The organism is Bacteroides propionicifaciens DSM 19291 = JCM 14649 (assembly GCF_000375405.1).
GTDB lineage: Bacteria > Bacteroidota > Bacteroidia > Bacteroidales > Bacteroidaceae > Bacteroides_E > Bacteroides_E propionicifaciens.
Genome location: NZ_AQWS01000016.1, coordinates 20,227 through 44,688, shown reverse-complemented (window position 1 = coordinate 44,688; position 24,462 = coordinate 20,227). Strand labels below are relative to the sequence as shown.

22 protein-coding genes and 2 tRNA genes are annotated in these 24,462 nt (G+C 38.3%); 20 read left to right on the top strand and 4 right to left on the bottom strand.

Annotated features, from left to right (window positions below):
- The first annotated feature begins 18 nt into the window (after positions 1–18).
- Entirely contained in the window at positions 19–1,347 is a 1,329-nt protein-coding gene (locus tag B091_RS0106375) for a deoxyguanosinetriphosphate triphosphohydrolase (RefSeq protein WP_025069489.1), read from the top strand.
- 19 nt (positions 1,348–1,366) lie between these two features.
- On the opposite strand, the gene glsB is transcribed toward B091_RS0106375, so the two are convergent.
- Both glsB and glsA read right to left on the bottom strand, forming a co-directional pair.
- Complete coding sequence (gene glsB / locus B091_RS0106370; RefSeq protein ID WP_018109179.1) at positions 1,367–2,353, bottom strand: glycine N(alpha)-acyltransferase GlsB; 987 nt, start codon at positions 2,351–2,353, stop codon at positions 1,367–1,369.
- Positions 2,354–2,374: 21 nt separating this feature from the next.
- Positions 2,375–3,196 carry a lyso-glycine lipid O-acyltransferase GlsA gene (glsA, locus tag B091_RS0106365; RefSeq protein WP_018109178.1) on the bottom strand — a complete coding sequence of 274 codons (822 nt, stop codon included), beginning with the start codon at positions 3,194–3,196 and terminating at the stop codon, positions 2,375–2,377.
- Between the two features lie 365 nt (positions 3,197–3,561).
- Between glsA and B091_RS0106360 the strand changes: the two genes are divergently transcribed.
- The 14 genes from B091_RS0106360 to B091_RS0106295 are packed head-to-tail and all read left to right on the top strand — an operon-like array spanning position 3,562 to position 19,394.
- The gene (locus tag B091_RS0106360) at positions 3,562–4,023 is read left to right on the top strand and encodes a division/cell wall cluster transcriptional repressor MraZ (protein WP_026166331.1); all 462 of its coding nucleotides are present in this window, start codon (positions 3,562–3,564) and stop codon (positions 4,021–4,023) included.
- Positions 4,016–4,924, top strand: a complete 909-nt coding sequence (gene rsmH / locus B091_RS0106355; protein WP_018109176.1) for a 16S rRNA (cytosine(1402)-N(4))-methyltransferase RsmH — start codon at positions 4,016–4,018, stop codon at positions 4,922–4,924. Before B091_RS0106360 ends, rsmH begins: the two co-directional genes overlap by 8 nt.
- Before the next feature lie 5 nt (positions 4,925–4,929).
- Positions 4,930–5,292: an FtsL-like putative cell division protein gene (locus tag B091_RS0106350; RefSeq protein ID WP_018109175.1), complete on the top strand. Its 363-nt coding sequence runs from the start codon at positions 4,930–4,932 to the stop codon at positions 5,290–5,292.
- Positions 5,293–5,303: 11 nt separating this feature from the next.
- The gene (locus B091_RS0106345; RefSeq protein ID WP_025069488.1) at positions 5,304–7,439 is read left to right on the top strand and encodes a penicillin-binding protein; all 2,136 of its coding nucleotides are present in this window, start codon (positions 5,304–5,306) and stop codon (positions 7,437–7,439) included.
- 14 nt (positions 7,440–7,453) lie between these two features.
- Positions 7,454–8,914, top strand: coding sequence for a UDP-N-acetylmuramoyl-L-alanyl-D-glutamate--2,6-diaminopimelate ligase (locus B091_RS0106340; RefSeq protein WP_018109173.1), 1,461 nt, complete (start codon positions 7,454–7,456; stop codon positions 8,912–8,914).
- 6 nt (positions 8,915–8,920) lie between these two features.
- Complete coding sequence (gene mraY, locus B091_RS0106335) at positions 8,921–10,189, top strand: phospho-N-acetylmuramoyl-pentapeptide-transferase (protein ID WP_018109172.1); 1,269 nt, start codon at positions 8,921–8,923, stop codon at positions 10,187–10,189.
- A gap of 2 nt (positions 10,190–10,191) precedes the next feature.
- Complete coding sequence (murD, locus tag B091_RS0106330) at positions 10,192–11,517, top strand: UDP-N-acetylmuramoyl-L-alanine--D-glutamate ligase (protein WP_018109171.1); 1,326 nt, start codon at positions 10,192–10,194, stop codon at positions 11,515–11,517.
- Positions 11,518–11,519: 2 nt separating this feature from the next.
- A complete protein-coding gene (locus B091_RS0106325; RefSeq protein ID WP_018109170.1) occupies positions 11,520–12,839 on the top strand; it encodes an FtsW/RodA/SpoVE family cell cycle protein in 1,320 nt (439 codons plus the stop codon).
- A 4-nt stretch (positions 12,840–12,843) separates the two neighbouring features.
- A complete protein-coding gene (gene murG, locus B091_RS0106320; protein WP_025069487.1) occupies positions 12,844–13,950 on the top strand; it encodes an undecaprenyldiphospho-muramoylpentapeptide beta-N-acetylglucosaminyltransferase in 1,107 nt (368 codons plus the stop codon).
- 13 nt (positions 13,951–13,963) lie between these two features.
- Positions 13,964–15,340: a UDP-N-acetylmuramate--L-alanine ligase gene (murC, locus tag B091_RS0106315; RefSeq protein WP_018109168.1), complete on the top strand. Its 1,377-nt coding sequence runs from the start codon at positions 13,964–13,966 to the stop codon at positions 15,338–15,340.
- 8 nt (positions 15,341–15,348) lie between these two features.
- On the top strand, positions 15,349–16,092 hold the full coding sequence (locus B091_RS0106310) for a cell division protein FtsQ/DivIB (RefSeq protein WP_018109167.1): 744 nt from the start codon (positions 15,349–15,351) through the stop codon (positions 16,090–16,092).
- An 8-nt stretch (positions 16,093–16,100) separates the two neighbouring features.
- On the top strand, positions 16,101–17,585 hold the full coding sequence (ftsA, locus tag B091_RS0106305; RefSeq protein ID WP_018109166.1) for a cell division protein FtsA: 1,485 nt from the start codon (positions 16,101–16,103) through the stop codon (positions 17,583–17,585).
- 11 nt (positions 17,586–17,596) lie between these two features.
- On the top strand, positions 17,597–18,931 hold the full coding sequence (gene ftsZ, locus B091_RS11850) for a cell division protein FtsZ (protein ID WP_034525057.1): 1,335 nt from the start codon (positions 17,597–17,599) through the stop codon (positions 18,929–18,931).
- Between the two features lie 13 nt (positions 18,932–18,944).
- Entirely contained in the window at positions 18,945–19,394 is a 450-nt protein-coding gene (locus B091_RS0106295; RefSeq protein ID WP_018109164.1) for a GatB/YqeY domain-containing protein, read from the top strand.
- Between the two features lie 188 nt (positions 19,395–19,582).
- On the opposite strand, the gene recO is transcribed toward B091_RS0106295, so the two are convergent.
- Positions 19,583–20,311: a DNA repair protein RecO gene (recO, locus tag B091_RS0106290; protein WP_018109163.1), complete on the bottom strand. Its 729-nt coding sequence runs from the start codon at positions 20,309–20,311 to the stop codon at positions 19,583–19,585.
- Between the two features lie 285 nt (positions 20,312–20,596).
- Here recO and B091_RS0106285 point away from each other — a divergent pair.
- The 5 genes from B091_RS0106285 (at position 20,597) to gyrB (ending at position 23,725) form a co-directional block, all read left to right on the top strand.
- Positions 20,597–20,668: transfer RNA gene (locus B091_RS0106285), tRNA-Glu, on the top strand.
- A gap of 37 nt (positions 20,669–20,705) precedes the next feature.
- The gene (gene rpsT / locus B091_RS0106280; RefSeq protein ID WP_018109162.1) at positions 20,706–20,957 is read left to right on the top strand and encodes a 30S ribosomal protein S20; all 252 of its coding nucleotides are present in this window, start codon (positions 20,706–20,708) and stop codon (positions 20,955–20,957) included.
- Positions 20,958–21,153: 196 nt separating this feature from the next.
- Positions 21,154–21,225: transfer RNA gene (locus B091_RS0106275), tRNA-Glu, on the top strand.
- Positions 21,226–21,260: 35 nt separating this feature from the next.
- Complete coding sequence (gene rpsT, locus B091_RS0106270) at positions 21,261–21,518, top strand: 30S ribosomal protein S20 (RefSeq protein WP_018109161.1); 258 nt, start codon at positions 21,261–21,263, stop codon at positions 21,516–21,518.
- 248 nt (positions 21,519–21,766) lie between these two features.
- Entirely contained in the window at positions 21,767–23,725 is a 1,959-nt protein-coding gene (gene gyrB, locus B091_RS0106265; RefSeq protein ID WP_018109160.1) for a DNA topoisomerase (ATP-hydrolyzing) subunit B, read from the top strand.
- Positions 23,726–23,821: 96 nt separating this feature from the next.
- Here the strand turns inward: gyrB and B091_RS0106260 are convergent, their stop codons facing one another.
- A complete protein-coding gene (locus B091_RS0106260) occupies positions 23,822–24,412 on the bottom strand; it encodes a DUF3109 family protein (RefSeq protein ID WP_018109159.1) in 591 nt (196 codons plus the stop codon).
- Between the last annotated feature and the right edge of the window lie 50 nt (positions 24,413–24,462).

Sequence of the window (24,462 nt, the reverse complement as noted above, 5' to 3'; positions counted from 1 at the left end):
CTAATTAAAAACATCATGATGAATTGGCAACAACTTCTTTCTACCAAACGATTCGGTTTAGAAGAGAGGTACAAAATAGCAGAACATAACCGCACAGAGTTTCAGCGAGATTTCGACCGCTTAATTTTTTCGAATCCTTTCCGACGTCTACAAAACAAGACTCAAGTGTTTCCTCTTCCAGGAAGCGTTTTTGTACACAATAGGCTCACACATAGTTTAGAGGTTTCATGTGTAGGCCGTTCACTAGGTAACAGTGTTAGCCACCTATTAATAGAGAAGCATCCCGAGCTAGCAAACAACACATTAATCGGGGAGATAGGATCTATCGTATCAGCAGCTTGTCTTGCCCACGATTTGGGTAACCCACCTTTTGGTCATTCAGGCGAATCGGCTATTTCAACCTATTTTTCAGAAGGAGCAGGTAAGAGTCTAGAGGGTATAATAAAGGATAAACTTTGGTCTGACATCGTACACTTTGAAGGCAATGCCAATGCATTCCGATTGCTAACACATCAGTTTAAGGGACGTCGCAAAGGTGGCTTCGCATTAACTTATAGCACCTTGGCTTCGATTGTCAAGTATCCATACGAATCAAAGCTAGCAGGGAGCAAATCAAAATTCGGCTTCTTTGCAACCGAAAAGGATAATTTTGAAAGAATAGCCTCTGAGTTGGGTATAATTAAGCACGATGGAGAAGCGGTACACTACGCAAGACACCCTTTGGTCTATTTAGTCGAAGCGGCAGATGATATCTGCTACCAGCTCATGGATATAGAGGATGCTCACAAACTCAGAATATTAAACTCGAGTGAGGTCTTTGAACTTCTTAATGCTTACTTAAATGAGGAACAGCTTTCTAGTGCTCAAGAGGTATTTAAGACAGTTACCGATGCAAATGAACAAATCGGCTACTTAAGATCAATTATCATTGGGCTACTAGTCCAACAAGCCTCTAGTACATTCATAGCTAATGAAGAAGAAATCTTGAGGGGTGAATTTACTGAGGATTTGATTTCATGTCTCCCCGATAAGACGAAGTCGGCCTATGAGGCATGTAAAAAGACAGCATACAAAAAGATTTATCGATCCAAAGAGGTTGCTGATATTGAGTTGGCTGGATATAAAATTATTAGAACCCTACTTGACTACTATATTGAAGCAGTACAATCGCCCGAAAAAATTTATTCAAGACTTCTTATAGATAAGGTACCTACTCAATACGACATGCTAGCGGACGACTTAAATATAAGAGTTCAGGCAGTGCTCGACTTTATCTCAGGCATGACCGATATCTACGCCTTAGATTTATTCAGAAAGATTAATGGACATAGTTTACCAGCCATTTAAAATGGCTGGTAGTAAGAGTTTATTTTATAGGGAAAATAACATTATTGGCACCAGAGGTCAAGTCGCCATAATCTCCGTTGCGCTCGTCGACAAAAGATTGGATGTGACGGACTCTTTTATCTTCAAGAATCTCATCCACAGCAATAAGAATTCCTGTTTCTTCAACATCTCCAAATCCATAATTAACGGCAGTTCCAAACATTTTCATAGTTGGGCTTAATCCCATATATGCATTAACAAGAGGTGGAATATTAAAACCTAGCTGACGGATTTCTTTATTTAGGATGCGATAATCTTCACTAAAGCTATCTTTATTGAATAGTTCGACCAAAGCCTGCTCATCCGATTCAATTTCGAGTGGCTTAATGGGAGTAATTAAATTCTCTTTATCAGCAAAATGCTTTTTAAGGAAATATAAAATCATATCTCGTCCCTGCTTATGGTAGCTCGGATACATAGTTACTTTACCAAAGAAATACTTCACTGTAGGCATGATTACAGTCAAAGCTCCAAGCCCATCCCATAAATTATCCAAAGCAAATAGACCTTTTCTGCCAGCACGAGTTGACTGATATTCTAGAGTAACAAAAGAACGTCCTAGCTCTATGGTAGTCGGAAGATATTCAGAAATAAACTGCGAAGAGAAATTAAAAAGATGAGAAGTAGCAATTTGAGGAACGCCGTTTTCAATGCGCACATCAGTGCCCAAGATATAACGATATCCACCCAAAATTTCTTCTGATTCAGGATCCCATACAAGCAGTTGCTTATAAGCATTCTCCATCTCATCGAACTCATCAATATCAACAGCTTTACCAGTACCACCACCAGCAGCTCTAAATGCTATTTCACGCAAACGGCCAATCTCACGCATAACATTAGGTGAATCTTGGTAGGTAATGATATAGATTTGATTCTGACTTTTATTAGTCATCCTCAACCTTTTATCTTCTGTCAGTTCTGCCTTTATGAGGTTCTTATCAACCGCATCAATAATTTTTTCCATAAATATAATAGTGGTGTTTCTTTATAATTTATAAACAATATCTCGTACATAAGCTGCCCACTGGTTTGCAGACTTACTTTTGTCAAAGGTTTGCCATGGAATAGGCTTACCTATTTTAACAGTAAATGTTTTGTGTCTGTTTTTAAACATCTCATCGGCTAGATAAAGCATCGCAATATTAAATTTAATACCCAAAACCTTACAAGCTTTCGATAAGTTATAAAAAAAGTTTGAATTTCGTCCTTCGAAGAATATAGGAATCACATCTCGTTTAGTCTCAACACTCTTAACAATGAAGGTTTTCTTCCAAGGTAAATCTTGGATTATACCATCAATCTTTCGTGAACATAAACCTGCGGGAAACATGATTAGCTGATTATCGGACTCAAATCCAGCCTTTATCATTTTGGGGAAATCCCTAGATTGGTTTCCAGTTTTATTGATTGGAATACATAAAGGAGCTAATCCGCTAAGGTTCATTAGTAAATCATTAACTAAGTACTTCACCTTACCATCGTAGCGCTTTCCTAAAATATAACCCAATGCGACACCATCTTGTCCTCCTAAGGGATGATTAGAAACAAAAGTATACAATCCACCCGAAGGAAGATTTTCTATTCCTTGAACATCTAAACTAGTATCCAAAAATTCAAGACAGGCCTCTAAAAAGTCAACCCCCTCTTTCCCCTTTCCTCCGTTGAGTAAAAACTCATTCAATTCCTCTTGATGAACAATTCTCTTGAGGTAACGGATAAAGCTCTTTGGTACATATTTATAATACTTCGACATTTTATTGCGAAGTATTCCTTCAACATCAATTAAGAATAAGTCATTCTTACCCATAATAACGAAAAATGAATTACAATCGCAAATTTAGCTTATCTTTTGAGAACTATGTAATTATTTAAATAAAATATGACTAATCAAGCTGCAACAGTCTTAAAACTCAGGTAAAAAAACCTTTTGAAACCTACTTGATCTAAGTTAACTGGAGGTATAGCTAAGCCTTTAGGTTAAATTAAAGCTAGAGCACACCCAAGGAAAGTAGGGCAAGAAACTAGCCGAGCAAATATTCTTTTACACTTCAGCACAGCATAAAACTATAGCTATACATATATGGCAAATATTCAATCGAAAAAGAGTGGGGAATTGTGGAGAATTGTGTACTTTTACAAATCAAATTGTGTGTTTTATATAAATAAGGTGATATTTTGAGCTTTTTAGGAAACATCGAAGCCAAACTAGACAGTAAAGGACGTTTTTTTATGCCTATGCCGTTTAGGAAACTTCTGCAAGAAAATGCAGAAGAGCGGATGATATTAAAAAAAGACCTCTATCAAACCTGCCTCGTTCTATATCCTGAATCGATCTGGAATAATGAACTTCAAGAGCTCAAGTCCAGACTCAATAAGTGGGATCCCAAGCATCAACTTATTCTTAGACAATATGTCAGCGATGTAGAGATACTCAGCATTGACATAAACGGAAGAATGCTCATCCCAAAGCGATATCTTGAAATGGCAAGCATACAAAATGACATTCGTTTTATAGGAATGGACGACAAAATTGAAGTTTGGGCAAAAAACTTAACTGACCAACCTTTTATGCATCCAAAGGACTTTAGCGAAGCTTTAAAAAACGTCATGACTAAAGAAAACAATTATGAATAATGATACTTACCATATACCCGTATTGCTCGAAGAGAGCATTGCAGGACTAAACATAAACCCTCAGGGAAACTATGTAGATGTTACCTTTGGCGGTGGAGGGCATTCCAAAGAAATTCTCAAAAATCTTGTTACTCCAGGACACCTCTATGCTTTTGACCAAGATGCAGATGCAGAAAGAAATATAATAGACGATGAATGCTTTACATTCGTCCGTTCAAACTTTAGATACATCAAGAACTTCTTACGCTACCACAACGTAGAAGAGGTCGATGGTATTTTGGCTGATCTAGGTGTATCATCACATCACTTCGACGAAGAAGAGAGAGGATTCTCTTTCCGATTTGATGCTCCACTAGATATGCGTATGAATACGCGTGCCACAAAAACTGCAGCCGATATCATCAACAACTATACACAAGATGATTTGGCGGATGTATTTTATCTCTATGGTGAATTTAGAAATAGCAGACAGATTGCATCAAAGATTGTTCGTGCTAGAGCTGAAAGCCCTATCCTAACCATTTCTCAATTCATCGAATTGACTACTCCCCTTTTCAAGCCTCAACGACTAAAAAAAGAGTTAGCTAAAGCCTTCCAAGCCTTACGCATTGAGGTTAATCAAGAGATGCAAGCGCTTAAAGAGATGCTTGAAGGAGCAATAAAGGTATTAAAACCAGGCGGAAGATTAGTTGTTATTACCTACCACTCGCTTGAAGATAGAATGGTAAAAAACCTCTTTAAGACTGGTAATATTGAAGGGAAATTAGAAAAGGATTTTTACGGAAAAGTCATCAGCCCAATTAAGGCGATCAATAATAAAGTTATTATACCATCGGATACAGAGCTCAATCGAAATCCACGATCCCGAAGTGCTAAATTGCGTATCGCAGAAAAACTTTAAAAGCCATGAAAACCTCTAACCTAAACGCTCCCAATGACGACAAGAAAAACAACATAAGCAAGACTAAAAAGTTTGCTCAATTTCTTGGTGGCGACATTTTACTAGAAAAGACAATACAGAAGAATATACCCATTATATTTTTGAGTATTATTCTTATTATTGTCTATGTGAGCAATAGGTATCAGTACCAACAAGATCTCATTGAGAAAAATAGGCTAGAAATCATCCTTAAAGACATTAAATACCGCGCTTTAACACGCACAGCAGATCTTATGGACAAAAGTCGTCAATCAAAAATAGAAGAGCATATAACTAGAAAAGGGAGTGAACTTGAGATCCCCACAAATCCACCATACATTATTAAATAATTTAGATAGCCGTGTCAATAAAGAAGAGTAGCATATTAAATAAATATTTCTTTGTTGTAATCATTTTAGTACTCTGTGGCGTCTCCATTATCGTAAAAGCTTCACTAGTCATGTTTGTAGAAAAAGACTACTGGATGGAGGGCAAAAAGATGTATACTAAAGAGAACGTAACAATACCTGCCAACCGTGGGAAAATATTTTCCAGCGACAATAAGTTGCTGGCTAGCTCGTTACCTCAGTACCGGATCTATATGGATTATAAATCAAATCATAAAATTAAAAAAGAGCTATTTAAAACTTCAATAGACTCTGTCGCACGTGGTTTGCACAAAATAATGCCAGATAAAAGTGTATCCTATTTTAAGAGCAAAATTAACAACGGACTCCGTGCAAAAAAGCTTAGTGCCCACGCATCATTATACCCCAATCGAATCAGCTACTTACAATACCAAGACATATTACAATTACCCGTATTTAGAAGCGGACCAAATAAAAGTGGACTTCATGCAACTGAATCAAATCATAGGGAAAAACCTTTTGGCACATTGGCATCTAGGACCATTGGAAGCCTCTTTCTGGACAAAGGTAAAGGGGCTAAAAACGGTTTAGAAAAATCCTTTGATGACATTCTTAGCGGTAAAGAAGGCTTAGCGCATCGAATAAAAATTCAAAACAAATACTTATCAATCTTAGATGTCAGGCCAGTCAATGGGGACGATATACTAACCACGCTCAATGTCGACATTCAAGATATAAGCGAGAAAGCCATTGTTGATATGCTCAAAGAGGTCAACGGTGCACTTGGAGTAGTAATTGTCATGGAAGTAAAAACTGGTGATATTAAGGCAATTGTTAATATGTCGCGCGGATCAGATGGTCAATACCGTGAAGAGAAAAACAATGCCGTTATCGATCTATATGAACCTGGCTCAACTTTTAAAACTGCAGCCATACTAACAGCTCTAAACGATCAGAAGATCACTAGAGATCGTAAGCAATTTCTTGGAGATGGAACGTATAACATGCACGGCCGTCTTATCCGTGATCACAACTGGCGAAACGGAGGATTCAAAGAGGACAAGAAATACCAAAACATTGATGAGATCATGATGAACTCGTCGAACATTGGTGTGGGTGTAACTATCGAAGAAGCCTATTACGGCAATAAGCAACAGTTTATCGATGGGATACGTAAACTTGTAGGTATGAACCTAGACCTCCAACTTGAAGGAGTCGCTAAGCCAATCATCAAAGACACAAAAGACCCTGGTTTCTCAAAGCTAACCATCCCCTGGATGAGCTTTGGTTACGAAACACTTTTACCACCCATCAATATGGTCACTTTTTATAATGCCATTGCTAATAATGGAGAAATGGTAAAGCCTCGTTTTGTTCAAGCCGCTACTAGAGAAGGATCTGTAATAAAGAAATATCCTGTAGAGGTTATAAACCCAAAAATAGCCTCTAGCGAAGCCATAAAAGACATCCAAGAAATTCTTGAAAGAGTAGTTTCTGAAGGTACGGGTAAAAGAGCTGCCTCAAACCAGTTTCGAGTGGCAGGAAAAACAGGTACAGCACAATTATCACAAGGAACAAGTGGTTATGGAGGCGGACAACAACATATTCTGAGTTTCTGTGGATACTTCCCCGCAGAGCAACCCGAATACACAATACTGGTAAATATCAAATCTGCCCGAGGAGGCGGTGGTGGTGGTGGACGTGAGTGTGCTATAGTTTTCAATCAAATTGCAGAACACATTTATGCCATGAACTTGAAACAGTATTTTCATGTTGAAGCGGCTAAAGATACAATCAACCCAACAGCTCCATACATCAAAAAAGGCCTCATCAATAAAAGCATTAAAGTTCTAAAAGAACTGGACATAGATTACGATAAAAACATTGAAGAAGAAGGCCTTTGGGCTTCATTCAATACTAAAGATAATCAAGTTGAAATTGTAGATGCAAAGGTATCAACACAACTGGTGCCCTCGGTTTATGGCATGGGAGCAAGAGATGCAGTCTTTGCCCTGCAATCAGTAGGGCTAGATGTCAATATTATTGGCAGAGGAAAAGTATACCGCCAATCAATACCAAATGGTTCAAAAGCAAGACAGGGTGCAAGAATAACAATAGAACTGAGATAAATAAAATTCAGGTTATGGAAATAAGAAAATTGTTAACAGATGTAGTAACTAAACAGTTAATAGGTTCTACAGAGAATAATATAGATAAAGTCTGTATCGACTCAAGACAAATCGATACAAATAGTATGTTTGTTGCTATAAAAGGAACACAAACAGATGGCCATCAATACATAGATCAAGCTATACATAAAGGTGCTACAGCCATAGTCTGTGAAACCTTACCCACAGAGTTAAAACCCGAGATAACCTATATTCAGGTTATACACTCAGAAGACTCACTTGGCCAGATTGCATCTAATTTTTATAGTAGCCCCTCTTCTAAACTAAAGTTAGTGGGCATAACAGGCACCAACGGAAAGACAACTGTAGCTACAATCCTTTACGAGACCTTTAGAAAACTAGGTTATAAGGTTGGCTTGATATCAACAGTATGCAACTATGTAGACACTACAGAAGTTCCTGCCGACCACACCACACCCGATATTATCACAACCAACCAATTATTAGTTGAGATGGTGGATGCGGGCTGTGAATATGCTTTCATGGAGGTAAGTTCACATGCTGTAGACCAAAAGAGAATCGCTAATCTTACATTTGAAGGAGGCATATTTACCAACCTTACACGTGACCACCTTGATTACCATAAAACTGTAGCAAACTACCTGAAAGCCAAGAAAACTTTCTTTGATAATCTACCCAATACTGCATTTAGTTTGGTCAATACCGACGACAAGAACGGACTTGTCATGCAACAAAATACAAAAGCCAAAACCTATACCTACTCCCTAAGAAGTATGGCTGATTTTAAAGCTAAGATATTGGAACTCCATTTCAATGGGATGGATTTGGAAATCGACAACAAAGAGGTTATCATGCAGCTTACTGGCCGCTTTAATGCTTCAAACCTACTCGCAGTATATGGTGCAGCCGTATTGCTAAAACAAGATCCCGACGAGGTGTTAATCGCTATGAGTAGCCTAAAACCCGTAACTGGTCGTTTCCAAACACTCATATCACCTTCGGGCTACACCGTTATTGTTGATTATGCACACACCCCCGATGCATTAGTCAATGTATTGACTACCATACATGATATCTTGAACAACGACGGAGCTGTAATAACTGTTGTTGGAGCTGGTGGAAATCGAGACAAAGGCAAACGCCCACTAATGGCACAAGAGTCCGTTAAACACAGCGATAGAGTTATTATCACCTCGGATAATCCTAGATTTGAGAAACCTCAAGATATCATAGCAGATATGCTAGAGGGATTGACCAATGCCGAAAAAAACTCAGTCCTAGCAATAGAGAGCCGAAGAGATGCCATCAAAACTGCATGTATGCTTGCAAAGCCAGGAGATGTGATACTCATCGCTGGCAAGGGACATGAAACTTATCAGGATATCGAAGGAATCAAACACCACTTCGATGATCGTGAAGAAGTTTATAATATATTCAAAACACAAAACAACTAAAAAGATATGCTTTATTACCTATTCGAATGGCTACAAAAATACGATATACCTGGAGCAGGACTATTTAATTACACTTCATTTAGGGCTATACTGACTATTATATTGGCTCTATTGATATCGACCATATTTGGAGATAAATTTATAGATCGCCTAAAAGCAAAACAAATCACAGAAACACAAAGAGACGCCAGTATTGACCCTTTTGGAGTGAATAAGATTGGTGTTCCTAGCATGGGAGGTGTTATTATAATCACCTCAATCCTTATCCCCTGTTTACTGCTGGGGAAGCTTACCAATATCTATATGATTCTCATGCTCATCACCACTGTGTGGCTTGGAGTTATTGGCTTTGCTGACGACTACATCAAGGTAATGAAGAAAAACAAGGATGGACTGAAAGGCCGATACAAAATTGTCGGTCAAGTTGGTCTTGGCCTAATTGTTGGGCTTAGCCTCTACCTCAGCCCCAATGCTGTGATCAGAGAAAACATGGAGGTTAAAATCCCAGGACAAGAGATCGAAGTCATCCATGCAAAGAAAAACACGAAGTCAACACAAACAACCATTCCTTTTTTCAAAAACAACAACCTCGACTATGCTGATATTATGAGCTTTATGGGTGAACACAAACAAGCTGCGGGCTGGGTACTCTTTGTTTTTGTTACCATATTTGTTGTTGCAGCCGTATCTAACGGTGCCAACCTCAACGATGGCATGGATGGAATGGCTGCAGGAAACTCTGCCATAATCGGGGTTGTCTTGGGTATATTTGCCTATTTAGGTAGCCATGCCGAATTAGCTCAATATCTGAATATCATGTTTATTCCTGGTAGTGAGGAGCTAGTTATTTTCATTTGTGCATTTGTTGGAGCTCTTATAGGTTTCTTATGGTACAACGCCTACCCTGCTCAAGTATTTATGGGTGACACAGGTAGTCTAACCATCGGAGGTATAATCGCAGTATTTGCCATTTTGATCCGTAAAGAGCTTTTAATACCTATTCTTTGTGGTGTATTCCTTGTGGAAACACTTTCGGTCATTCTTCAAGTGCAATATTATAAAAGAGGAAAAAGAAAAGGCATAAAACAACGCGTATTCAAACGTACACCCATTCATGATCATTTTAGAACAACGCTAGCACAACTTGATGCTAACTGTACATATTTGATCACCAAACCAAAGAAAATAATTCATGAGTCCAAAATAACAATACGTTTTTGGATTATAACTATTCTCTTGGCTGCCATAACTATTATCACCTTAAAAATCAGATAAAAGTGAATAAGAAAGTTGTCATACTAGGCGCTGGAGAAAGCGGTACAGGCGCAGCCCTACTGGCTAAAACCAAAGGGTATCACGTTTTTGTTTCGGACTCAGCCCAAATCAAAGAGAAGTTTAAAACTGAACTCGACAAGATACAAGTTGAGTGGGAAGAGGGATCACATACTTGGGATAAAGTGCTGAGCGCAGACCTTATCATCAAAAGTCCTGGAATCCCTGATACTGCACCAATCATAGAAGCCTCAATAACTAAGGCTATTCCTGTGATTTCTGAAATAGAATTTGCTGGAAGGTTTAGTGATGCCAAAATGATTTGCATTACTGGCTCAAACGGTAAGACAACAACAACGAGCCTACTCTACCATATCTTCAAACAAGCGGGTAAGAACGTTGGAGTAGCGGGTAACATTGGAGCTAGTTTAGCACGTCAAGTTGCCACAGTTGAGCACGATTATTATATAGTAGAGTTGAGTTCTTTTCAGCTCGACAACATGTACGATTTCAAAGCAGACATTGCTATCTTACTCAATATTACACCAGATCATTTGGATAGATATGAGTATAAAATGGGCAACTACATTGATGCTAAGTTTCGGATTATACAAAACCAAACACCAAAAGATCACTTCATCTATTGGGTTGACGATGCGATCATTAGCAAACAGGTTGAGCAAAGAGAGATTATTGCGCAGTGTAACCCTTTCAGCCTTGAATATCCCTCGTACACTACAGCCGACCAAACAAATATTAAAGTAGATAACGGTAGTTTTATTGTAAAGAGAGAACATCTAAAGCTCTTAGGAACACATAATCTACTCAATGCAATGGCAGCCACTACGGCAGCACAGCTATCTGGACTAACTGTAGAACAGATAGAGCAAGGGATGGAAAGCTTTGAGGGCGTGGAACACCGATTAGAATATGTTACCACTATAGACCAGATAACTTATATAAACGACTCCAAAGCTACTAATGTAGATTCTTGCTATTACGCACTCCAAGCTATGCATAAACCCACAGTCCTGATTTTGGGTGGAAAAGACAAAGGCAATAACTACGACGAAATTAGCCAGCTTGTCAAAGATAAATGTGTGGGACTCGTATTCATGGGTATTGACAACAGTAAACTTCAATCCTATTTTAAAGATTTTGGTATTCCTATTTCAGATACTTGTAGCATAGAAGATGCAGTCAAAGCAGCTAAAGCATTGGCTCCTAAAGACTCTATTGTACTGCTGAGCCCTTGCTGTGCTTCGTTCGATTTATTTAGTAGCTACGAGAATAGAGGTGAGTTATTCAAACAGACCATAAACAAGCTATAACTATGGATTTAATAAGTAAGATATTTAAGGGAGACAAAGTAATCTGGATGATTTTTGCTTTGCTCTGTGTTGTTTCAGTTATTGAAGTATTCAGTGCTGCAAGTATACTTACATACAAGTCGGGAAACCATTGGGCTCCTATTATGCAACACTCTAAATACTTACTTATCGGACTGCTTACCATGCTATTTGTCCAGAATGTGAGATATCAATGGTTCAAGGTATTTGCTTTTTTAATTGTACCTGTGTCATTTCTCTTACTACTATGGGCAAGTGCTAAAGGTTACGTTTCAGGTGAACGAGTAAATGGTGCCGCACGTTGGTTAGAGTTTTTCGGAATAAGATTTCAACCCTCAGAGGTAGCTAAGCTTGGATTGGTTTGCATTATAGCTTATGTCCTTTCAATATATCAAAAAGAAGATCACGCTGATAATAAAGCTTTTTATTGGATTATCGGTGTAACCACTCCTATCATACTCCTTATTGGTCTGGAGAACTTTTCTACAGCTGCGCTACTGCTCGTAGTTATATTTATTATGCTATTTATTGGACGAGTTAAGATTTTAACGCTAATTAAAGGAGTAGGATCTGGGATAATTATATTAACAGCAATAGTTGGCATTGCCTTCTTATTTAGCACTTTCGATAAAAGTGAAAAAAAAGGTCCTACAATTTTCCATCGAGCTACGACTTGGGTTAATCGTATTACTAACCACATCAGTGATGCAGAAGACTCTTTACCTGTGGCAAAATACTTAGAAGAGTATGGACAAAGAGGACATGCAAATATTGCCATAGCCTCAAGTAATATCATGGGAGTTGGTCCGGGAAACTCTATACAGAGAGACTTTTTAAGTCAAGCTTTTTCGGATTTCATTTATGCTATCATTATTGAAGAGTTGGGGCTTATAGGTGGTATTGGAGTCACACTCTTATATATATGGCTACTGATGCGAATAGGGAAAATAGCCAAGAAATGCAGAGATCGGTTTAGTATGTTTCTCGTATTGGGCATAGGGCTCATGCTCGTAATACAGGCTATGATCAATATGATGGTTGCTGTAGGCTTACTCCCCATAACGGGTCAACCTCTACCACTAATTAGTAAAGGGGGATCTAGTGGTGTCATAAATTGTGTGCTTTTGGGCATGGTACTTAGCGTGAGCTACTATACCGATTTACAAATTGAGCGAGAGCAAAAGATAAAGGAAGCTACAACAAAAGATGAATTGGAAGAACTCAACCAAGAAGATATTGGGCAAATCCCAAACTCTCCGATGCTGAAAGAAGATAGTGGCTTTATCGATGAAAAAAACATTTAAGATTATGAAAGAGACAAAGCTTAAAGTCATCATTAGCGGTGGCGGAACAGGCGGACATATATTTCCAGCAATATCAATTGCGAATGCACTTAGAGAGGTTGCACCTACTTGCGAGATTTTGTTTATTGGAGCTCAAGACCGCATGGAGATGCAACGCGTTCCACAAGCTGGTTATGAGATAGTAGGTTTACCTATCAAGGGGTTTAACAGAGCTCAGGTTTGGAAAAACATATCAGTTGTAAGTCTACTCATCAAGAGCCTTTTTAAAGCTCGCAAAACAATTAAGGAGTTCAGCCCCGATGTAGTTGTGGGTGTGGGAGGCTTTGCTAGTGGTCCAACACTAAAAATGGCTGAGATGCTAGGAATTCCAACACTCATTCAGGAGCAAAACTCTTATGCGGGTGTTACCAATAAACTACTGGCAAAGGGAGCAAGTAAAATATGTGTCGCCTATCCTAAAATGGAGCAATTCTTTAAGGCCGATAAGATAGTTCTAACAGGAAATCCTGTGCGCCAAGATATACTGACTAATACGATGAGTCAAGAAGACGCTAAACAGACTTTAAAATTTGACCCAAAGAGACCTGTAGTACTAATTCTTGGAGGAAGCTTAGGTGCTCAATCCATCAATAATGCCTTATTAGGGATGATTGATGAGCTGGGTAAAAGCCCCATTCAATTTATATGGCAAACAGGCAAACTCTATATTGATAGGGTACGCACAGCATTAGAGGGAAAAGAACTAAACAACATCATCGTGACCGACTTTATCACCGACATGTCTATGGCCTATCGGGCAGTAGATTTGATCGTATCTAGAGCAGGCGCGAGTTCTATATCTGAATTTTCACTACTTGGGAAACCCGTATTACTTATTCCCTCGCCTAACGTAGCTGAAGATCACCAAACTAAAAATGCACTCGCCTTGGTCGATAACCAAGCAGCATTATGGCTGAAAGACAATGAACTTAAGGATCAATTATATCCTTTAATCAACGAGACAATAAACAACAAAGCTCTTCTGAACAGACTGAGCGAAAACATAAAAAGAATGGCTTTACCGAACTCGGCAGATAATATCGCAGCTGAAGTATTAAAGCTTGTAAAATAGATCAAATACCCTTATGAAAATAGAAGATTTCAACTCTATATATTTTGTAGGTGCAGGTGGTATTGGAATGAGTGCCCTAGTACGCTACTTTTTGGCGAAGAATCTACCTGTTGGTGGATACGATAAAACCCCAAGTAAACTCACAGAGCAACTGATCGTAGAGGGTGCACAAATCCACTACGAAGATAACCCTAAGTTAATACCTGATGTATTTAAAGATAAGGGTAATACATTGGTTATCTACACACCAGCTATACCTGAGTCACACAAGGAGCTTGCTTTTTTTAAAGAAAATGAGTTTACCATCATGAAGAGAGCTCAGGTTTTGGGGCTCATCACCCGATCAAGCAAAGGTTTATGTATTGCTGGAACACATGGTAAAACCACCACTTCAACGATGCTCGCCCATCTACTGCATGAATCAAGTGTGGGCTGTACTGCTTTTCTGGGCGGAATATCTGAGAATTACCATACCAATTTACTGGTAGACAAGAACAGCCCATACACCGTAATTGAAGCCGACGAGTTTGATCGCTCATTCCATCAGCTCCATCCGTATATTTCAGTTATTACATCGGCTGAACCCGACCACTTAGATATTTATGGAACTAAAGAAGCCTACCTAAAAAGCTTTGTCGATTATACATCACTAACGGCTTCAGATGGAGTACTACTTATTCGTCAAGGGCTTGAGATTACTCCTGAGCTACCAAAGGGAACATCCTGCTTCACTTATTCAAGAGATAGTGGGGATTATCACGCTAAGAACATTCGTATTGAAGATGGTGAGGTATATTTCGACTTCGTTGGGCCAGAAATTGAAATAGCCAACGTTAAGCTCGGTGTTCCTGTAGCAATCAACATCGAAAATGGGATTGCTGCAATGGCCGTAGCCCATCTATGTGGAGCTACTCCTAAGGAGATAAAACAAGCCATGGGTACTTTTAAAGGAGTTGAGAGACGATTTGAGTTCTTGGTAAAAAACCAGAAGCACGTCTTTATTAACGATTATGCACACCATCCTGCAGAAATCAAACAAAGCATTCTTTCGGTCAAAGAACTATACCCTTCAAGAAAAGTAACTGTGGTTTTTCAACCTCATCTCTTCTCTAGAACTAAAGACTTTTACCAAGACTTTGCACAGAGTTTAGCTCTAGCAGACTGCGTAATCTTGCTAGACATCTATCCGGCAAGGGAAGAACCTATTGAAGGAGTTACAAGTGACTTAATTTACCAAGAAATCTCTCTACCTAAAGGTAAAAAAGAAATGAGCAGTACGAAAGATATTATTTCACTGCTATCAACACTAGATACAGATATTATTTTAACTTTGGGTGCAGGTGATATTAACTTATTAACACCGCAAATCAAAGCGTTACTTGATGTATGATATAAACTATGATTAAGAGAATCTTCATATTGTTTTTCGTCATTTCAGTGGTAGTTTATCTATTACTAGCTGTTACGGTACTTAACTCTTCTGATCCAGAAAGAGTTTGTACTGATATAGAGCTAACAATCAAAGATTCTGAACACGGAGACTTCATTTCCAAGAATGAAGTATTCGCCATACTAAAACGTCATAAGATGTACCCCATCGATACAAAGATGGAGCAAATATCTACAAAGAAAATAGAGAATCAGCTACAGAAGCACCCACTGATCGATCAAGTACAGTGTTATAAAACGCCAAGCAATAAAATAGGTATAGATATTCATCAAAAAATCCCTGTACTGAGGGTCTCATCGAACACACTTGGTTCATTTCTTGTTGACAATAAACGTGGAATAATGCCCTCAAACACAAGGTGTGTAGCTGACTTACCTGTAGTAACAGGAAACATAACAAAAGAGCATCTTCAGGGGGAACTTTATGATTTTATTAATTATATTGATGAAGATGACTTTTGGAACAACCAAATCAGTCAGGTACATGTTGTTAAAAAGAATCAGATCGAAATAATCCCTCGAGTTGGAGAACATATCGTTATTCTTGGTGATTTGAGTGATTACAAAGACAAATTAAAGCGTCTAAAAATATTTTATGATAAAGTTCTCAACCAAGTGGGTTGGAACAAATACAAAGTGATAAACATTGAGATAAGCAATCAAGTCATTTGTACGAAAGCAAATAATAATTAACTATATATATGGCAATGACAGAATTTATAGCAGCAGTTGAGTTAAGTTCAACAAGAATTTCTGGAATAGCAGGAAAGAAGAATGAGGATGGCACACTTCAAGTGCTAGCCTATGCTCAAGAAGAAGCTACCTCTTACATGAGAAAAGGACTTGTTTATAATATCGATAAAACTAGCCAAAGTCTTATCGACATTATAAAAAATCTAGAAGAGACCCTAGACAGCAAAATAGCGAAGGTGTATGTGGGTATTAGCGGCCAATCGGTCCATACCATAAAAAGTGTAATCAATCGCTCCTTGGGTAAAATAGAAATAATTTCACAGAGTCTTATTGATTCGATATCAGATGAAAACATTGGACTGCCTGTGGATAATAAAGTAATACTCGAAGTTGTTCCACAAGAGTTTAAAATTGGAGATAACTTCCAGAAAGACCCCGTAGGAGTTGCTAGTGATCATATAGAAGGTCATTACCTCAATATTGTAGCACGTGAAGATGCTCGAAAAAACTTATTACACTCATTCGAGAAAGCAAATATTGAAATTGCTGACTTACTTGTATCACCACTAGCCGCTGCTAAGCTATTGGTACCCGAGGCCGACAAAAGAGCAGGATGTGCCTTTGTCGATTTTGGGGCTGAAACAACTACCGTTGCCATATACAAAAATGAGATATTACGCTTTTTAACTGTAATCCCATTGGGAGCCAATAATATCACAAAAGATTTGGCTTCATTAAAGATCGAAGAGAGCCGAGCAGAATATCTAAAACTACGCCTAGCCGATTTAAACTATAAGGATGAGGATGATGAAGTCATCGAGACATTCTTCTTAGACGAAGAAAAGACACGTGAGATATCAATCTTTAAGGTTAATGAAATGATCCACGCACGAGCCGAAGAAATCATAGCTAACGTGTGGAATCAAATTCAACTCTCTGGTTATGACGATCAACTTCTAGCAGGATTTGTTATTACTGGAGGAGGAGCCAATTTAGTAGGACTAAAAGAGCTAATTCGAAAAATTACGCGCATCGAAAGAATTAAGCTAGCCAAACCTTGTATTGATATTATACATTCAAAGCGTATTGCCGAGATCAAGGAAAAAGCTGCACCTCATAGTCTAAATACAGTTTTAGGATTACTGGCTGCAAGTGAGATGAACTGTGCTAAAATTGAGGCTCCAACAACAGGCAAAATATTCGAAGCAGAAAATCTTATCGAAGATCAAGAGACAACTAAGCAAGATTTACCAGAAACTAAAACTCCCGAGCAACTTCTAGCAGAACAGAAACTCATTCAAGAGCAAGAAGAGGCTAAGAAAAAAGCTGAGAAGGAAAAGCTAGAAAAACTAGAACTACAAAAAGCCAAAGAAAAAGACTTAGAGCAAGAGAGAAGCAAAAAGAAAAAGAAAAAGTCTTGGAAACAATCACTCTTCAGCACATTCGAAGATTTACAAAAGAACATCTTTGACGAAAATGACGAGTTAAAATAATGATTAATGCCATGGATACTATAGATAAAGAATTGAAAGATTTACAAAGTTTTGATATCCCCACAAGCGCCCCCAAAATAATTAAAGTTATTGGTGTTGGTGGTGGAGGTGGTAATGCGGTTAGTCATATGTTTAAAGAAGGCATTCACGATGTTTCTTTTGTACTTTGCAATACAGATAATCAAGCCCTTCTAGAATCGCCCGTACCTCTTAGAATCCAATTAGGGAAAGAGACTACTCGAGGTTTAGGCGCTGGTAATAAACCCGAAAGAGCCAAAGATGCGGCACAAGAGAGCATCGAAGAGATTGAACAAATGCTTCACGATGGCACTAAGATGGTCTTTATAACCGCTGGCATGGGTGGTGGAACAGGTACTGGAGCTGCCCCTGTTATCGCAAGCACAGCCAAAGAGATGGGAATATTGACTGTGGGTATCGTAACCATACCTTTCTTGTTTGAAGGTGAGAAAAAAATCATTCAAGCCCTTGACGGTGTGGAGAGACTTGCCAACAGCGTTGATGCATTATTGGTTATCAATAACGAAAGACTTAGAGAGATCTATTCGGATCTTACCTTAATGAATGCCTTTGCCAAGGCCGACGACACACTCTCTATTGCTGCAAAAAGTATTGCGGAACTGATCACGAAGAAAGGAAAAATCAACTTAGACTTTGCCGATGTCAACACCATCCTTAAAGATGGTGGAGTAGCCATTATGAGCACTGGATTTGGTGGAGGAGACAATCGTCTTTCCAAAGCTATTAACGATGCACTTCACTCTCCCTTACTCAATAATAATGACATCTTTAACGCAAAGAAAGTGATGTTAAACATCTACTGTTCGGACGATGTAATGATGGATGAGTTTAATGAAGTTCACGAATTCATGAGCAAATTCAAAGAAGAGGTCGAAGTTATCTGGGGTATGGCAATAGATGAAACTTTGGGCAAAGAGGTTAAGGTAACTATTCTGGCTACAGGTTTTGGTGTCGAAGATGTACCAGGCATGAGTGATAGACGTAAAGAACGCACTCGTGACGAAGAAGATGCCCTAATGATAGAGGAAGAGAGAAAGAGAGAAATCATAGTCAGAAGAATAAAGGCTGCATATGGTGAGGGTGCAATCAATGCAAGAAACAGAGCACTTAAGAAACAGAATAATATCTATCTCTTTACTTCCGAAGACTTAGATAATAATAAAGTAATTGCTGAGGTGGAAAATACACCAACCTACGAAAGGACAAAAAGCAAACTTAACATCATAGCAAACCTAACAACATCGCAAGGACTTCCCGAAACAAAAGTTGATAAGGAAGATACAACCAACCGAGTGATTAATTTTTAATAATAAATATATTATGAGTTTATTTGAACAGATCAACGAGGACCTTAAGGCTGCAATGAAAGCCAAAGACAAGCTATCCTTACAAGTACTACGCACAATTAAGAAGAATTTTCTGGAGGCAAAAACAGCACCTGGAGCACACAACGAGCTTAGCGATGCCGATGCCCTGAGAATCATTCAGAAGTTAATTAAGCAAGGGAAAGATTCTGCTTCAATCTATGCCGAGCAGAACAGACAAGATCTAGCGGATGAAGAATTAGCTCAAGTAGAAGTTTTAGAGAAATACCAACCTCAACAACTCAGCCAAGAGGAACTTACCTCAAAAATAAAAGAAATTGTAGAGCGTGTAGGCGCTTCGACAATGAAGGACATGGGTAAAGTCATGGGGCTTGCCACTACAGAGCTAGCAGGCAAAGCTGAAGGAAAAGCTATTTCGAATAAGGTTAAAGAGTTATTGGGATAAGACCCAAGAAGAATATTTTAAAAGGCGTACCAAACTAAACAGGTACGCTTTTTTTATGTCCTAACCCCAAGTCATAAATTAAAATGAGTTATTCGCAGCCATATAACCACTAGCTTGCCTCTAGCCAACCACCTACTCACATAAACCCCAAAAAACAACTCAAGAGTTTAGCCGTTAACCTAAAAGGCTTAATCCTCAAATAGCTCTTTTAAAACATCGAGTGACTTTAGATCTGGAAAGTTAGGAATATGTATTTTGTAGAAATCATTTAGGATATGAAGAATTCGAGCACGATCGTGTCGTGAGAATTTGAATAAGTGCATAGAATCGTAATTCATACGCATGAGTTTGAGTATGAAGACAGATTCATCACCCTTTAAGAAGCGAGGATGCAGAGGCTGAGAAGAGCAAAAACAAGCATTAAGCAAGTCAAAATAATCCCCTCTATGATAATCGGAGTAATTGGGATAAAGACCTAAAAACCGAGATAACCTTATCAAAAAGACCAAATGGAAATTTGCGTAACCTACCTCACAGCTATCTAGCCAACGCATAGAATGGTCTAAATAATCGAACAAGGGCTTATTAATGTTTTCATCACGCACGGCATAGTATAAGAATTCAGCAATGTAAAAGGCCAATGCGGACTTTACAGGGTGAAAAGGTATGGACTGAAACGTATAGCTCAACTTGACATCTTTGAGCCTATATAGCGAGGACTTATTTGTTTTGGATAAGTTCAAATCCAAAATCGACAGGGGTTGAAAAAGATTACTTTTAAGCTTAGACTTGGTTGATTTGGAGATATTAACCAACACAGCACACCGTCCAAGCTCTTGAGAGTATAGATCTACAATATGAGAACGGTCGTTATATTTAATAATACGTAGTACTATTCCGTCAGTTTTTATATCCATAAAGAGTCAATAAAAGTAACCATATTTAAGGTTGCAAAAGTTTATCCAAAGATAAAGATTAATCCCATACAAGGATATTAAGTAATAAAAACTTTATTATTGCAATCTATGCATTAAAGCAACAACCATTTGTTTATAAGCCAATTATGCATAGACTCAAAAATAAAACCACAAAAACGACAATATATTTTACATAAAATGTTTTGAAGTTTAAAAACTTTGTGATACATTTGCATCGCATTAGAGCGAAACAGATAAGAAAAGCGAAAGCAACTCTGTTTTAATGGCCCGTTCGTCTATCGGTTAGGACGCCAGGTTTTCATCCTGGAAAGAGGAGTTCGACTCTCCTACGGGCTACATTTTAAAGATAACTTAAATTAAAAGATTAGTCAAAATGGCAAATCATAAATCATCAATAAAGAGAATCCGTCAGGATCAAAAGAAAAGACTTCAAAACAGATATTATGGTAGAACCATGAGAAATGCTGTTAGAACAATTCGCTTGACTACGGATAAAAAGGAAGCTGAAGAAATGTTTCCAAAGGTTGCAAAGATGGTTGATAAGTTAGCTAAGAAAAACTTTATCCACTGGAAAAAAGCAGCTAATTTAAAATCAAAGATTGCTAAGCACATCAATAGCCTTTAATTAATTTCTTTTAAAAAGAAATACAAAATATTTAATGGCTGGACTTTAAATTGTTCAGCCTTTATTATGTAAAGCAAAAGCCTATTGAGAGATAAGCATTTTTAGTGAAAACATTTCATCTGATTTGTTTTGTAGTCTAAAAAAAACACTTTACATTTGCAAAAGATACTAGCGAAAGTTAGGCAATGCATAAAATGGCCCGTTCGTCTATCGGTTAGGACGCCAGGTTTTCATCCTGGAAAGAGGAGTTCGACTCTCCTACGGGCTACATTATAAACAAAATTAAAAGATTAGTCTAAAAAGATGGCAAATCATAAATCATCAATAAAAAGAATCCGTCAGGATCAAAAGAAAAGACTTCAGAATAGATATTATGGTAGAACCATGAGAAATTCTGTTAGAACAATTCGTACTACTACTAACAAGCAAGAAGCAGAAGAGCTATTTCCTCGTGTTGCTAAGATGATTGATAAGCTAGCTAAGAAGAATTTTATCCACTGGAAAAAAGCAGCTAATCTTAAATCAAAGATTGCGAAACACATCAACGCTCTAGAAGCATAAGATCAAAATCGTGATCGTTTAAGAAACGATACAAACATAAGTCAATATAGATTAAAACTCAAACTATTTATTAGTTTGAGTTTTTTTGTCATTACGCCCCTCACTAAACGTTCCAGAGTCGCATAAGACCATTTAAAATAACAGGCAACAAATCCAATCATTAGACAGTAGATAATAAGCGAATTAGACCCCAAATATGGAGTATTTTCACTATCTTTGTTTAGATAAATACAAGAGAATTTATAATTATGACCGAAGAACAGATTCAAGCTAATAAGGGTTCCTACCAAGCGGATAGTATTCAGGTACTAGAAGGACTTGAAGCAGTTAGGAAACGCCCTGCGATGTATATTGGTGACATTAGTGTTAAAGGTTTACATCACTTGGTATATGAAGTGGTGGATAACTCTATTGATGAAGCCTTAGCTGGGTATTGCGACCATATAGAGGTTACTATAAACGAAGATAATTCTATTACCGTAAGCGACAACGGACGTGGTATCCCCACAGATTTTCATGAGAAAGAACAACGCTCAGCACTAGAAGTTGTAATGACTGTACTACATGCTGGCGGTAAGTTCGATAAGGGCTCATACAAGGTTTCGGGTGGACTACACGGTGTAGGTGTATCGTGTGTGAATGCACTTTCATCTAAAATGATTACAGAGGTAAGCCGTAACGGCATTATATACCGTCAAGAATACGCTTGTGGTAAACCTCAGTACGATGTTAAAGAAGTTGGTACAACTCAAGAAACAGGTACACAACAAACATTTTGGCCAGACCTAAGCATTTTTACCGTATCTGAGTATAAGTATGAAATACTTGCCACTCGTATGCGCGAATTAGCTTTCTTAAATGCAGGTATTAGAATTACCTTGACCGACATGCGTGTCAAAAACGAAGACAACTCGTTTAAGAGCGAAGTTTTCGAATCTAAAGATGGACTAAGAGAGTTCGTTAGATACGTCGATTCTGCTAGAGAAAGCTTAGTGAACGACGTAATATATCTAAACACTGAAAAACAAGGCATCCCGATTGAGGTTGCTATTATGTATAACACTTCTTATGCTGAAAACATTCACTCCTATGTGAATAACATCAACACCATTGAAGGAGGTACTCACTTGGCGGGTTTTAGACGTGCACTTACACGTACACTCAAAAAATACGCTGAAGACAATAGCCTTTTTGGTAAAGTTAAGATAGAAGTTGCTGGTGACGACTTTAGAGAGGGTTTAACGGCTGTTATCTCAATAAAGGTAGCTGAGCCTCAATTTGAGGGTCAAACTAAAACTAAGCTGGGTAACAGTGAAGTTATGGGCGCCGTAGACCAAGCTGTAGGTGAAGCTTTAAATAACTACCTCGAAGAACATCCTAAAGAGGCTAAAATCATTGTTGATAAGGTTATCCTTGCTGCCACGGCGCGTCATGCTGCACGTAAAGCAAGAGAGCTTGTTCAACGTAAATCACCACTTTCGGGTGGCGGATTACCTGGTAAATTAGCAGACTGCTCTGAAAAAAACCCTGAGATCTGTGAGCTATTCCTTGTCGAAGGGGATTCGGCGGGTGGTACTGCAAAACAAGGACGTGATCGTGCTTTCCAAGCTATTTTGCCACTACGTGGTAAGATTCTAAACGTGGAAAAAGCCATGTATCACAAGGCTTTCGAAAGCGATGAAATTCGCAATATCTATACTGCACTAGGTGTTACTATCGGTATGGAAGAAGACAGCAAAGCAGCTAACCTTGATAAGCTACGTTATCACAAGATTATAATCATGACCGATGCTGACGTCGATGGATCACATATCGACACACTTATCATGACTTTCTTCTTTAGATATATGCCTCAGATTATCCAAAACGGATATTTATATATTGCTACTCCACCTTTATACCTCTGCAAAAAAGGTAAAGTTGAGGAGTACTGTTGGACAGAAGAACAACGCTTATTATTTATTGATAAATATGGAGGCGGTTCTGAAAATGCTGTACATATCCAACGTTATAAAGGTCTTGGAGAGATGAACGCACATCAGCTATGGGATACAACTATGAATCCTGAGCACAGATTGCTTAAACAAATTACAATAGATAGTCTATCGGATACAGACCGTACGTTCTCCATGCTAATGGGTGAAGATGTTGCTCCGAGAAGACAATTTATCGAAGACAATGCTACTTATGCAAATATTGATGCATAAGAGCCTTTATTTATAAATCCGACCTCTCATCTTACAAAAGAGAAAGCGGGTAATGAGACAAACTCATTACCCGCTTATTATTTATATCAATAGTGGTTATTTTTGCGGAATATAACCTGCATTCTTCAACTCCTCAACAGCAACTTCTAGTTGCTCGTACCAAGCTTCACCAAATTTGCGAATGAGTGGTGTCTTAAGAAATTTATAAATGGGTAGATTCTCTTTTTCTCCCAAAAGAACTGCCGCCTTACATATTTCCCAGCGATGGTAGCCCACCGACTTATAGGTACCATAGTTCCCAACCCTAATGGGATAGAGATGACAAGAGATCGGTTTATAGAAATCAGTTTTACCCTCACGGTGCGCTTTTTCGATAGCACAAGAACAAAGTCCACTCTGGTCATAACAAGTAAAGACACAGTCTTTACCATTAACGATAGAAGTAACAATGTCACCATCTTCATCGGTATAAACCACACCTTGCTGGTCAATTACGGCTTTAGCCGAATCGGATAAGTCATCCCAAACAATAGGTAAAACCTCTTGAAGTTTACTAACCTCATCATTTTCGACAGGAGCTCCTGCGTCACCTTCAATACAGCAAGCACCTTTACAAACGCCTAAATCGCAAATAAACTTATCACGCAGAACATCTAGCGAAATAACTACATCATCAATTTGAATCATAAATACACTACTTTATCTTATAAAAATACCCTTGCTCAGCACAAGGGTAT